Raw genomic sequence first — 12,681 nt, 5'->3', positions numbered from 1 at the left:
CTCCCTTTCGATTGTCATTTCGCGGGTGTGCAATCCTTGGCATAGCGATCGCCGTAGTTGGAAAACACCTTCTCGACGATCTCGGTCTGGAATTTGCCGTCCGGGCGCTTGGCGACCTTGGTCAGATAGAAATTCTGGATCGGATAGCCGTTGACGTTGAACTTGAAATCGCCGCGCAGCGAAGTGAACTCGGCCTTCCTGAGCGCTGCCGAGACCGCGTCCTTGTTCTTCAGATCGCCCTTCACCGCCTTCACCGCGCTATCGATCAGCATGGCCGTATCGTAGCCCTGCATGGCGTAGGTGCCGGGCACGCTGTTATAGGCGGCCTCGTAAGCAGCGACGAATTTTTTGCTGTGGGGATTGTCCATGTTCGGCGCCCAGTTGGCGCCGCCGAACATGCCGACGGCGGCATCCTGCTGCGCGGGCAGGGTCGATTCGTCGACCGTGAACGCCGACAGCACCGGGATCTTGTCGGCGAGGCCGGCTTGCCGGTACTGCTTGACGAGGCCAACGCCCATGCCGCCCGGCATGAAGGTAAACAGCGCATCGACCTTGGAGGAGGCGATCTTGGTCAGTTCGACCTGGAAATCCAGCGTGCCGAGCGGGGTATAGCTCTCCTCGACGATCTCGCCCTTGTAGTCGAGCTTGAATCCGGCGGCCGAATCCTTGCCGGCCTGATAGTTCGGCACAAGCACGTATATGCGCTTGTAGCCGCGATCCTGGGCGACCTTGCCGAGGATCTCGTGAACCTGGTCGTTCTGGTAGGAGGTCACGTAAAAGAACGGACTGCACTCCTTGCCGGCATAGCTCGACGGGCCCGCGTTCGGGCTGATCAGGAACGTCTTGTTCCCCGTCACCGGCCGGTGAATGGCTTGCAGAATGTTGGAGAAGATCGGCCCGACCACGAAATCGACCTTCTCGCGCTCGAGCAGGCCCTTGGCCTTGGTCACGGCGCCATCGGGCTTGAGTTCGTCGTCGACGACGATCACCTCGACGTCCTTGCCGGCCATCTTGCCGCCGAGCTCCTTGACCGCGAGCTGGAAGCCGTCGCGGGATTGCTGGCCGAGTACGGCCGCCGGGCCGGACAGGGTCGTGATCACGCCGATCTTGATCTTCTCCTGCGCTGCAGCCGGAGCGGCAGCAAACCCCAGCAAAACGGCAAGCCCAGTCAGCTTCAACGACTGCTTCATGATTTTTCCTCTGTTCGGCGGCCCTGCAGCCAAAACTTAACGCTACATCAAACGCTCGGGGTGCAGCTTATTCTGACGGCGACGGCACCCGCAAGCACAACGCATCCATGCAAGCCATGCGCCAATTGCTTGAAACTTAAAGAAATCTGGACAATGATCCCAAGCGGCGGCCTATTCGGGCTCGCCGACCGTCCAACGCAGACAAGATAGCATCATGACTCTCGATTCAGAGACCAAGGCCGTCGAGCTCCCGGAGCATCATGGCGACGAACTCAGGCTGTGGCTTCGTCTGCTGACCTGCACGACCCTGATCGAGGGTGAGGTACGCAGCCGCTTGCGCGAGCGCTTCGACGTCACGCTGCCGCGGTTCGACCTGATGGCCCAGCTCGACAAAGTGCCGGAGGGCATGACGCTGTCAGATGTCTCGAAGCGGATGATGGTTTCGAATGGCAACGTCACTGGCCTCGTCGAGCGCCTGGTCGAATCCGGGCATCTCGACCGCCGCACCTCGGATGTCGATCGCCGCGTGCAGGTGATCCGCCTGACCAAGGCCGGTCGTGCCGAATTCCGCAAGATGGCCGCAGAGCACGAATTATGGATCGCCGATATTTTCGAAGACCTGACGCCGAAGGATGTTCGCGAGCTGATGCGCCTCCTGGCCAAGACCAAAACTTCGGCGCAAAAATCCGCGAGGGCGCGGGGCGACCGAGGCTGACACGGGAAGGGTGATCCGTTGAGCGCCGAGGTGGACTACGAGGCATAATAATCGTGCACGGGTCGCCGGGCGCTAGTTCATCCCGCGCAGGGTCGCCGATGGCGGTTCGCCGAACTTGGCGCGATAGGCGCTTGCCATCCGGCTGAGGTGTGTAAAGCCGAGCTCGAATGCGATATCGGTGATGCTGTCGTTAGGTGAGGCGACGGCCAGTCTGACGTTGAGGTGTGCGAGGCGGATGTCGCGCAGCATCTCGGAAATCGACATTCCGAAATGCCGCTGGAAGCCGAGCTGTAGCGCGCGGATGCCCGTGCCTGCGGCTGCAGCAAGCTGCGCCAGATCGAGTGGCTCGTCCGCGTGCGCATATAAGAACTCGCGCGCCCGTCGCAACGATTGCGGCAGCGTTTCGGCCCGGCCACCAAATCGCTCGATGGCATCGCTGGCGCTGTGATGCTGGCCGTGGAGCAAAGCACCCAACAACGTCTCGCGTATATTGGCTGCGGCCACCGGCGAAAGCGGCCTTCGCGGTCCGAGGCATTCGGCAAGATCGACGAACTCCAAAATCTGCGACTGAAGCGCCCGGCCGGCTGCTGAGCGGAGATCGACCGCAGGCTCGAACTCGATCGCGCCCGCCGGCCGCCCCGCTAGCGCCGCGGCCCGTTGCTCTATCAGACGGCGGTCGACCAGCAGAATGATCTGGGCGCAATTGCTCTGCCAAGTCATTCGCGTCGGGATCGTCGGCGACAACAGCGAGGCGCTGGCGCCGGGCGCGGTTGCGATGTCGCGCGAGGCGGTTTGGATCCGCGCTGAACCGTGCACGGGGATTTGCAACAGAAAAAAGCGCTCGAGGCAACCGGGGTCGATCGACACCGATCCGCCATAGGCGACGTAGTTGACGGATAAGCCGCCAAAGACGGCGCTGTTGTGCAACGCAAAGAATTCAGATGATGTCGTTTGCTCGGGCGTCAGTCGATGCGGGCAGAATATCCGCCCGACCGCGTCGGCGGCAGCATCGACGCCGTCGGTCGAAACGCGGTTGAATGCCGCCAGCCGGACGGTTGGGTCATGCCTGACAATGCTGGCGCCCGTCTCCACGGCCCGGCCCTCCGCATTATTTGAAGCCTATAATATCTGCGGGTGCCGTGCTTGGAAAGGCGATTTCGTTGACCGTGGTGCCTGATCCGCGGGCAACCGCGGCGGTCATGCTCTCTCCGTCATTCCGGGTTCGCGCTACGCGCCCCCGGAATGACGGGGGAGGGATCACGGTGTGAAAGCCGACCGTATCGCGTCGCAGCAAAGCGTAGATCTCGCGCGATGCGGGCCGGATTCGTTTTCCGGCTAGACGGCCGCTTCGGCTCGATCCAGCCTGCGCGAACTATTTTCAGACGTTGAAAACCACATCAACTGCGAGAGGAGGGCGATATGGCAGCACTCGAAAAAGGCATCACCGCCAACGGCACCGGCTACGGCGGCAAGACCTGGAATATTCTCGGTCAGGTCTACTTCCCCAAGGCCGTGACCGATTCAACCTTCGCCTTCGAGACCAACAGCGAGCCCGGGCAATTCGTGCCGGTGCACGTTCATCCCACACAGGATGAGTTCATCCTGGTGCAGGAGGGCGTTCTCGATCTCAAGCTCGACGGCGTCTGGGTGCAGGCCAAGGCCGGCGACCTGGTTCGGATGCCACGCGGCATCCCGCATGGCTACTTCAACAAATCAGACAAGCCGGCCCGCGCGCTGTTCTGGGTGTCGCCGATGCAGAAGCTCGAAGCGCTGTTCAACCAGCTTCACAATCTGACCGACCCCGAAGAGGTGGTCCGGATCTCGGCGCAGCATGAAGTGAACTTTTTGCCGCCCGAGGCCAACGAATAGCTCCCTGAACTCATCCTTGCTGGAGATCGTCATGGTCAGCCGAAAGAAAGTCTGCGTCATTGGCGCCGGCATATCCGGACTTGCGGCCGCAAAAGCCTTCGCCGCGCGCGGTCATCAGATCACGCTCATTGAGCGCAGCGGCGATCTTGGCGGCGTCTGGGAACCGGCGCGGTCCTATCCCGAGGTGCAAACGCAGAGCCCGAAGGATTTGTACCGCTACACCGACAAGGCGATGCCGGATTCCTATCCGGAATGGCCGAAAGGTCCGCAGGTCCATGCCTACCTGACCGAATACGCAAAGGACAACGATCTCCTCGGTGCTGTCCGCTTCAACACGACCGTGGTGCAAATGGATCGTCGGCCCGACTCTGCGCCGGGCTGGCGGCTCGATCTGTGTGGGCCGGACGGCCGCACCACTCCCGAAGACTTCGACTTCGTCGCGGTCTGCACCGGGCAGTTCAATGAGCCGCAGACGCTCAGCCTGCCGGGCGAAGACGCCTTCAAGGCGCAGGGTGGGCGTATCCTGCACTCCTCGCAATACAACGATCCGGCGATTGCCAGAGGCCGCAGGATCGTCGTGCTCGGCGGCTCGAAGTCGGCGACCGATATCGCCGTCAACGCGGTCAATTCCGGGGCGGCCGAAGTGACGCTGGTGTACCGCGAGCCGGTGTGGCGGATTCCCTATTTCATCGGCGGCCTGGTCAATTTCAAACGCATTCTCTACATCCGCGCGCAGGAGGAGATGTTCCGGAGCTGGGGCATCGGCGCAATGTCGCGGTTCGCGCATATGGTGGCAGAGCCGCTCATCTGGGCCAACTGGCGCGGGCTGGAGAGCCTTCTGAAAATTCAACTCAAGCTCGGCAAATGCGACATGGTGCCGAAGGAAAGGATTGAAGACGGCGTCAACTGCTCGGTGCCGATCGCAACGCCCGGATTCTTTCCGATGGTCGCGGACAAGCGCATTAAGGCCATCAGAGGCAGTTTCGAGCGCTATGATGGCAATACGATCGTGATGACCGGCGGGCAGCGCGTCCAGGCCGACGTGGCCGTGCTCGCGATCGGCTACAAACTGGGTGTGCCGTTCCTGCCGCAGGCTTACCGAGACAGACTGGTCGATCCCGACGGGCAGTATCGGCTCTATCGGCTGATTGCCAACCCGGACTTGCCCGAAATGGGATTCGTCGGTTTCAACTCCAGCTTCTGCACGGTGCTATGCGCAGACCTCGCCGCGAACTGGCTGGTGCGCTATGCCGATGGCCAGCTCGTCCGTCAGCCGACGCCCAAGGAAATGCGCGACAACATCGAGATGATGCTGCATTTCAAGCGCGTCGAGCGGCCGGCCGCCGGCGTTTATGGCGGGCTGTGCGTCGCGCCCTATCACTTCAAGCATTTTGACGAATTGCTCGCCGACATCGGCGTATCCGGACGGCGCCGCAATCCGCTGGTGGAGAAATTCACCCCGCCCGATGCCGCCGCCTACGGCCGCTTCCTCGCCGCGGCGCCGGACTACCGGGCCGCCTGAGGGGCGAGTTCCCGGCCGGGGCGCGGCCGTTAATCTCCGAAGGTGGGAATACGCGATTCCACCCTTGATTCCACCCTTGCGAAAAATTGTTTTAAGCCTAAAATGATTTGTGGGACGGCGTTGCCGGGCGTCCTCGATATTGATCTCGAGCCTTTCATGGATGGAAGCGAGGGGAGATTGAAAATGTCAGGTAGCACTCCCAGCCGGACCCTTGGCCGGTCTCTCGGCCCGTCGGGGCACGTCGACGATTTTACGCGGCGAAATCTGCCGCCATCAGAGCAGTGGCCGGATCTGCTGCTCGATCGGCCGGAATTTCAGTATCCCGAATATCTCAACGCCGCAGTCGAACTGACCGATCGGATCGTCGAAGAAGGCTGGGGCGATCGGATCGCACTGATCGGCAACGGCCGCCAGCGCACCTACAAGGAACTGGCTGACTGGTCCAACCGCCTCGCGCATGCGCTGGTGGAGAATTACGGCGTCAAGCCCGGTAACCGGGTCCTGATCCGCTCCGGCAACAATCCGGCGTTGGTCGCGGCGTGGCTCGCGGCCACAAAAGCAGGCGCCGTCGTCGTCAATACCATGCCGATGCTGCGCGCCGGCGAGTTGAGCAAGATCGTCGACAAGGCGGAGATTGCGCTGGCGCTGACCGACAGCCGCATCGCCGACGAACTGGTCGCGTGCGCGAAGACCAGCCGCTTCCTGAAGCAGGTGGTGAATTTTGACGGCACGTCCAACCATGATGCCGAGCTCGACAGGGTGGCGCTGAACAAGCCGGTCCGGTTCGACGCGGTGAAGACGGGGCGCGACGACGTCGCGCTGCTGGGATTTACCTCGGGCACGACGGGCGAGCCGAAGGCGACGATGCATTTCCATCGCGACCTCATGATCATTGCGGACGGCTATGCCAGGGAAGTGCTCAACGTTACCGAGGACGACGTTTTTGTCGGCTCGCCGCCGCTGGCCTTTACCTTCGGGCTCGGAGGGCTGGCAATCTTCCCCCTGCGCTTCGGCGCAACGGCGACGCTATTGGAAAATGCGTCGCCGCCCGAGATGGTCAAAATCATCGAGACCTACAAGGCGACAATCTGCTTCACCTCGCCGACCGCGTATCGCGCGATGATGGCGGCGATGGATAATGGCGCCGACCTGTCGTCGCTGCGGCTGGCGGTTTCCGCCGGCGAGACATTGCCGGCGCCGGTGTTCGAAAGCTGGACCCGCAAGACCGGCAAGACCATCCTTGACGGCATCGGCTCGACGGAATTGCTGCACATTTTCATTACCAACCGCGTCGGCGATGCGGTCCCGGGCACGACAGGACATCCCGTGACGGGCTACGAGGCAAAAATTGTCGACGACGACATGAACGAATTGCCGCCCGGTACCATCGGCAAGCTTGCGGTGCGCGGGCCGACCGGCTGCCGCTATCTCGACGACGCGAGGCAGTCGAACTATGTGCGCGACGGCTGGAATCTGACGGGCGATACCTTTGTCCGCGACGCGAATGGCCGACTGTCCTTTGTCGCCCGCTCGGACGACATGATCGTTTCCTCCGGCTACAATATTGCAGGGCCCGAGGTCGAAGCGGCGCTGCTGTCGCATCCTGCCGTCGCCGAATGCGGCGTGGTCGGCGCGCCTGACGAGGCGCGGGGGATGATCGTCAAGGCTTACGTGGTTCTGGCAGGCGGCGCTGCTGCCGACGCTGCGCTGACGCAGGCGTTGCAGGATCACGTCAAGCAGACGATTGCGCCCTATAAATATCCGCGCGCGATCGAATATGTCGCGCAACTGCCGAAGACCGAGACCGGCAAGCTGAGGCGCTTTACGCTCCGGCAGATGGCTGCGGCCGGCCCGGCGTCGCCAAGCGTTGCCGCGGAATAGTTTCTAACCTTATGGAGAAAAGCCGGTGACCGCCCCCAAAGGCCCCACACTGAGCGTGGTGCCTCATCCCAAGACCGACACCTCACCGCCGGGCCCGCAAGTGCTGCAGCCGAGCGGCTGGCCGATGCCGAAAGGATACGCGAACGGCATGGCGGCCGATGGCCGGCTCGTCGTGACCGGTGGCGTGATCGGTTGGGATTCGCAGGGCCGCCTGGAGCCCGATTTCGTCGCGCAGGTGCGTCAGACGCTATCCAACATCGCCGAGATTCTAGCCGAGGGCGGCGCCAGACCTGAGCATCTGGTGCGCCTGACCTGGTATGTCGTCGACATCGAGGAATATCTCGCGAGCCTGAAAGAGCTCGGCCGCGTCTACCGCGAGATTTTCGGCGCGCATTATCCGGCGATGGCGCTGGTGCAGGTGGTACGCCTGGTCGAGAAGGAAGCCCGCGTCGAGATCGAGGCGACGGCGGTGGTGCCGCGCTGAATGGGTGTCGTAACTCTTTGATTTGAGCATGATCTCCGCGCAAACGCGTTTGCGTTTGTTGCGAGGGAAAACCGGTATCCGCTTTTCCGGACCACCTCTAAAGCTCTGTTCTCAGCCTCCAGAGTTCCGGAAACAGTTCGACCTCGAGCATCTTGCGCAAGTAGGAGACGCCCGACGTGCCGCCGGTTCCGCGCTTCAGGCCGATGATGCGTTCGACCGTCGTGACGTGGTTGAAGCGCCAGCGGCGAAAATAGTCTTCGAAATCGACCAGCTTCTCCGCAAGCTCGTAGAGCATCCAGTGTTTCGCCGGCGACGCATAGACGGTCTTCCAGGCCTCCAGAACCTCGTCGTTTGGCGTGCGCTTGACGCGCCAGTCGGTTCGGCGTGCGTCTTCGCCGATGTCGAAACCATTGCGCGCCAGCAGCCGCAGCGCCTCGTCATAGAGGCCCGGCTCAGCGAGAATTTCCTCGAGCTTTGCCGTGATGTCGGCGCGGTGGGCATGCGGGCCAAGCAGCGCCAAATTTCGATTGCCGGCGAGAAACTCGATCGCGCGGTACTGGTACGATTGGAAACCGGAGGATTGCCCGAGCTGATCGCGAAACTCGGAGTATTCGCTGGGTGTCATCGTCCGCAACACGTCCCAGGCGGTATTGAGCTGCTCGAAGATCCGGGCGACGCGCGACAGCATCTTGAAGGCAGGATGCAACTGGTCTTGGCGGATCGCCTTGATGGCGGAACGGATTTCGTGGATGGCCAGCTTCATCCAGAGTTCGGAAGTCTGGTGCTGGATGATGAACAGCAGTTCGTCATGCGCGTCCGAGAGCGGCTCTTGCGCGTCCAGAACGCGTTCCAGATGCAGATAATCGCTGTAGGACATGCGCCCGTCGAACGACATCTGGGCTGCCTCACGCGAGGAGTCGTCGGGCTTGCCAGTCATGTTACGAGCGCCTTTTTCCGGTAATCCGCGGTATCCCAGCGGCGATTGGTCAAGACGTCGGCGATGACGTCCACTGCCGCGCGAACCTCGGCTTCTCCGATGTAGAGCGGCGTAAAGCCGAAGCGCATCATGTCAGGCGCGCGGAAGTCGCCTATCACGTCGCGCGCGATCAGCGCCTGCATGATCGCGTAACCATCCGGGTGACGAAACGAAACCTGGCTGCCGCGCCGCTTTGCCTCCCGCGGCGAAGCCAGTGTCAGTTCGGGACAACGTCCTTCGACTTCGCGAATGAACAGGTCGCCAAGCTCGATCGATGCATGACGCACGTCGGTCATGCTGACGCCGGCCCAGACGTCGAGGGCGGCGTCGAGCGCGGCCATCGCGATGATCGGAGGCGTACCCACTCGCATTCGCTCAATGCCCGGCCCGGCCCGATAGTCGAGGTCAAAGGCAAAGGGCGCATGATGACCCATCCAACCGGAAAGCGCCGGCCGCGCCGTATCGGCGTGCTTCGGCGCAACATAGATGAAGGCCGGCGCGCCAGGACCGGCATTGAGATATTTGTAGGTGCAACCGACGGCGAAATCGGCTTCGGCTCCTTCCAAGTCGACCGGAATCGCACCCGCGGAATGCGCGAGATCCCAGACCGTCAAGGCGCCGGCGGCATGCGCCCTGCGCGTCAGCGCGCTCATGTCGTGCAGCCGGCCGGTGCGGTAGTCGACCTCGGTCAGCATCAGGACCGCGACCGTCTCGTCGATGGCGGCTTCGACGTCTTCGGGGGCCACGACTTTCAACTCGTAGCCACGGTCGAGCGATTCAAGCAGACCGCTGGCGATGTAGAGATCGGAAGGAAAGTTGCCGCTATCCGACAAGATCACGCGCCGCGACGGATTGAGCTCGAGGGCCGATGCCAGCGCCTGGTAGACCTTGATGGACAGCGTATCGCCCACCACAACCGTCCCGTCGGCGGCGCCGATCAATCGGCCGATGCGGTCACCGACACGCCGGGGCTGCGTCATCCACCCGGCGACGTTCCAGCCTTTGATAAGGTGCTTGCCCCATTCCTCCGACATCATGCGGCCGACGCGATCGAGGGCCGCAACGGGCAGGGGACCGAGCGAATTGCCGTCCAGATAGATCACGCCATCCGGGACGGCGAACAGGGATCTTGTTCGCGTGAAATCGGTCATGTCATTGCCTGGTCCGCGCCCCCTGGAATTATTCGCGCTGATATCGATTATTTCAAGCTTGAAATTTATGGGCGGAAGGTGCGCTTCCCGGTATAGAGTGGTTGCCTGCCGGCATCGATCGGATATTGGCCCGGCCCACAAGATCGAATGGAAGCCGAACCGCGTGATTTTTCATCAGATTTCCGACTGGAACGACGCCTATGCGAATGCTCCTAACATTCCGGGCGGGGAACGCTGGCCGGCGGCGTGGGTGCAGCCCGCGCAGGCCTATCGCGACGCACTTCAAGGCAGCGGCCGTGCGACGCTCGACGTCGGCTATGGCGAGCGCCCACGAAACCGCTTCGATCTCTTTGGGCCGGAAGGTCGGCCAAAGGGCCTGGTCGTCTTCGTCCATGGCGGATTCTGGAAGGCGCTCGACAAGAGCTTTTGGTCGCATCTGGCGCGCGGATCGGTTGAAAGCGGCTATGCGGTAGCAATGCCCTCCTACACGCTGTGCCCGACTGTGCGCATCTCCGAGATCACGCGCGAAATTGCCTCAGCCATCGCGCGCGCCGCCGCGATGGTCGAAGGCCCGCTTTTCCTGACCGGCCATTCCGCCGGCGGACATCTGGTGACACGCATGATCTCGGCGACGTCGCCGCTTCCGGACGATGTCCGGGCGCGCATCAGCCACACCGTCTCCATTTCCGGCGTTCATGACCTTCGTCCGCTGATGAAGGCCGCCATGAACACGGACCTTCGGATCGACGAGGCCGAGGCGCTCGTGGAAAGCCCCGCATTGCTGGAGCCGATGCCGAATGCGCGCGTAACATGCTGGGTAGGCAGCGCCGAGCGCCCGGAATTCGTCCGCCAGAACGCGCTCCTCGCCAACATCTGGACCGGGCTCGGTGCGAAAACCTGCGTGATCGAAGAACCCGGCCGGCATCATTTCGACGTCATCGACGGATTCGCCGATCCCTGTCACCAACTCACCAGGACCTTGTTGTCGCCGTAGCCTGCTGAATTTGTGAAATGAACGGCGGTCGCGGTGTGGCCTTCTAGAGCTTGATGAAATTAGGTTTGATTGTGGCCACGAAGAAGGTGCGCTCCCTCTCCCGCTTGCGGGGGAGGGTTGGGGTGGGGGTGTCTCCGCAGGCGAACTGCCCGAGTGGAGAGAGCCCCCACCCGGCGCCGACCTCCCCCGCAAGCGGGAGAGGTGAAACGGCGCCGTCTCCGGCCAAATCGATCTAACCAAAAATCATCATGCCTTAGCCGATGGTTCTCACCAAGCAATCATGCTGCTTGAAATGTCTGTACCGCCTGACGCGCGCCCAGTGCGTAGAGTTTTGCGAGCGCCTCGATGACGGCGCTGCGCATGCGAGGATCGTTACCGAGCGCGCCGAAGATGGAGCTGACCGCCAGCAGCGCGGGAGCAAGCCGCTCTGCGGCCGGACCGGCACGCTCGGCGATATCAGACAACTCTCGCGCAAGGGGATCGCGCACGTCGATGGCGCGGCCTCGCTCGTCGGTCCCGGTGACGTAACGCATCCAGCCGGCCACCGCGAGCGCGTGGGTATCGATCGGCAGCCCCAGCCGCAGCCGGTCCTGCATGGTCGCGAGCAGCCGTTGCGGCAGTTTCTGCGATCCGTCCATCGCAATCTGCCAGGTGCGGTGGTGCAGGGCCGGATTGGAGAAGCGCTGCAGCAGCGACGCGCTATAGGCTACCAGGTCAGTGCCCGCAGGCATCGCCAGCGTCTGTGCGGCGTCCTGCATCACCTGTCGGGCAAACGCCACAAAGCGATGGTCGGTCATGGTTGCGGCGATGGTCTCAAAGCCTGCGAGATATCCGAGATAGGCGAGCGCCGAGTGGCTGGCGTTGAGCAGCCGCAGCTTCATATGTTCGAACGGCGTTACATCCGAAACCAGTTGCACGCCCGCGGCCGCAAAGTCCGGCCGTCCGGCCGGAAAGCGGTCTTCGACGATCCATTGCGTGAACGGTTCTGTGATAATGGGCCATGCGTCGATCATGCCGAGCGCTGAAGAAATCTCCGCCCGGTCGAGGTCCGTGGTCTCCGGCACGATCCGGTCCACCATGGTCGAAGGGAAGGCCACCTCGGCGTCAATCCATTTGGCGAGATTGCGCGATCGCAAGGCGGCGAACTGCGTCACGATGCGCCCGACGGTTTGGCCGTTGCCGGAGAGATTGTCGCAGGAGAGAACGGTGAAGGGGGCCGCGCTTGCGATCCGCCTGCGCGCGAGTGCCGCCACCAGGTATCCGATGGCCGAACGCGGCGTGCCCGGATTCTGCAGGTCATGAACGATGTCGGGATGACGCTCGTCCAGATCGCCGGTCTGCGGCGTATGGCAATAGCCCTTCTCGGTGATCGTCAGCGAGACGATACGCGTGGCCGGGTTGGCCAGGCGCGCGATCAACTGGCCGGATTTCTCGGTGGCGACGTCGATCGCGAGAACCGAGCCGATGATGCGGTGATCGGTGCCCGCGCCGGAGCGAACGGCCAGCGTGTAAAGACCATCCTGCGGGGCGAGGGCATCGCGTGTCGAAGGGCTGCGCAAGCTGGCCCCGATGATTCCCCAATCCATCGCGCCGCCTGCCAGGAGGTCGTCGATCACCACCGCCTGATGCGCCCGGTGGAACGCGCCAATTCCGAGATGAACGATGCCGGGCGAGATGAGCGAGCGGTCATATGCCGGTTGCCGGATGTGGCCGGGAAGCCGAGGAAGGTTGGCATTCGAAAGGCGGAAAGTGCCGTCTTTCGGGCCGGAAGGCGGGATTTTCGCCGTGTCGCTTGACATGGAAGGCTCGATCTATCAATCTTTGGTCAATTGGTAAGGCCAATGTGCCGATTTATTGGCCTTGGTCCGATCAAAGCAAGAAAAATCGATTCGCTTGAGG

The 12,681-nt window shown here is 62.5% G+C and carries 11 protein-coding genes; 6 read left to right on the top strand and 5 right to left on the bottom strand.

Annotated elements, in window-relative coordinates; translation table 11 throughout:
- Positions 1 to 14: 14 nt before the first annotated feature.
- Positions 15 to 1,190: an ABC transporter substrate-binding protein gene (locus LMTR3_RS31600; protein WP_065748860.1), complete on the bottom strand. Its 1,176-nt coding sequence runs from the start codon at positions 1,188 to 1,190 to the stop codon at positions 15 to 17.
- 214 nt (positions 1,191 to 1,404) lie between these two features.
- Between LMTR3_RS31600 and LMTR3_RS31595 the strand changes: the two genes are divergently transcribed.
- On the top strand, positions 1,405 to 1,905 hold the full coding sequence (locus LMTR3_RS31595; RefSeq protein ID WP_065748859.1) for a MarR family winged helix-turn-helix transcriptional regulator: 501 nt from the start codon (positions 1,405 to 1,407) through the stop codon (positions 1,903 to 1,905).
- Positions 1,906 to 1,977: 72 nt separating this feature from the next.
- On the opposite strand, the gene LMTR3_RS31590 is transcribed toward LMTR3_RS31595, so the two are convergent.
- Positions 1,978 to 2,997 carry an AraC family transcriptional regulator gene (locus tag LMTR3_RS31590; RefSeq protein ID WP_065748858.1) on the bottom strand — a complete coding sequence of 340 codons (1,020 nt, stop codon included), beginning with the start codon at positions 2,995 to 2,997 and terminating at the stop codon, positions 1,978 to 1,980.
- Between the two features lie 327 nt (positions 2,998 to 3,324).
- Between LMTR3_RS31590 and LMTR3_RS31585 the strand changes: the two genes are divergently transcribed.
- The 4 genes from LMTR3_RS31585 (at position 3,325) to LMTR3_RS31570 (ending at position 7,661) form a co-directional block, all read left to right on the top strand.
- On the top strand, positions 3,325 to 3,774 hold the full coding sequence (locus LMTR3_RS31585) for a cupin domain-containing protein (protein ID WP_057843280.1): 450 nt from the start codon (positions 3,325 to 3,327) through the stop codon (positions 3,772 to 3,774).
- 31 nt (positions 3,775 to 3,805) lie between these two features.
- Positions 3,806 to 5,296, top strand: a complete 1,491-nt coding sequence (locus tag LMTR3_RS31580; protein WP_065748857.1) for a flavin-containing monooxygenase — start codon at positions 3,806 to 3,808, stop codon at positions 5,294 to 5,296.
- Between the two features lie 183 nt (positions 5,297 to 5,479).
- Positions 5,480 to 7,177: a benzoate-CoA ligase family protein gene (locus LMTR3_RS31575; protein ID WP_065748856.1), complete on the top strand. Its 1,698-nt coding sequence runs from the start codon at positions 5,480 to 5,482 to the stop codon at positions 7,175 to 7,177.
- A gap of 25 nt (positions 7,178 to 7,202) precedes the next feature.
- Complete coding sequence (locus LMTR3_RS31570; protein ID WP_065748855.1) at positions 7,203 to 7,661, top strand: RidA family protein; 459 nt, start codon at positions 7,203 to 7,205, stop codon at positions 7,659 to 7,661.
- A gap of 97 nt (positions 7,662 to 7,758) precedes the next feature.
- Here the strand turns inward: LMTR3_RS31570 and kynA are convergent, their stop codons facing one another.
- Together kynA and kynU are read right to left on the bottom strand one after the other, a co-directional pair.
- Positions 7,759 to 8,598, bottom strand: a complete 840-nt coding sequence (gene kynA, locus LMTR3_RS31565) for a tryptophan 2,3-dioxygenase (RefSeq protein WP_065748854.1) — start codon at positions 8,596 to 8,598, stop codon at positions 7,759 to 7,761.
- Positions 8,595 to 9,788: a kynureninase gene (gene kynU / locus LMTR3_RS31560; RefSeq protein WP_065748853.1), complete on the bottom strand. Its 1,194-nt coding sequence runs from the start codon at positions 9,786 to 9,788 to the stop codon at positions 8,595 to 8,597. The genes kynA and kynU overlap by 4 nt, the downstream gene beginning before the upstream one ends.
- A 163-nt stretch (positions 9,789 to 9,951) precedes the next feature.
- Here kynU and LMTR3_RS31555 point away from each other — a divergent pair, with 163 nt between their 5' ends.
- Positions 9,952 to 10,782 carry a hormone-sensitive lipase gene (locus LMTR3_RS31555; protein ID WP_065749002.1) on the top strand — a complete coding sequence of 277 codons (831 nt, stop codon included), beginning with the start codon at positions 9,952 to 9,954 and terminating at the stop codon, positions 10,780 to 10,782.
- A 278-nt stretch (positions 10,783 to 11,060) separates the two neighbouring features.
- Here LMTR3_RS31555 and LMTR3_RS31545 read toward each other — a convergent pair whose 3' ends face one another.
- Positions 11,061 to 12,581 carry a mannitol dehydrogenase family protein gene (locus tag LMTR3_RS31545; protein WP_065748851.1) on the bottom strand — a complete coding sequence of 507 codons (1,521 nt, stop codon included), beginning with the start codon at positions 12,579 to 12,581 and terminating at the stop codon, positions 11,061 to 11,063.
- Positions 12,582 to 12,681 lie beyond the last annotated feature (100 nt).

Origin of the sequence: Bradyrhizobium sp. LMTR 3, assembly GCF_001693485.1 — a bacterium.
In the GTDB taxonomy this organism is placed as follows: domain Bacteria; phylum Pseudomonadota; class Alphaproteobacteria; order Rhizobiales; family Xanthobacteraceae; genus Bradyrhizobium.
Note: the sequence above shows the minus strand (reverse complement) of the source record. Positions and strands in the feature narration are given on the sequence as shown.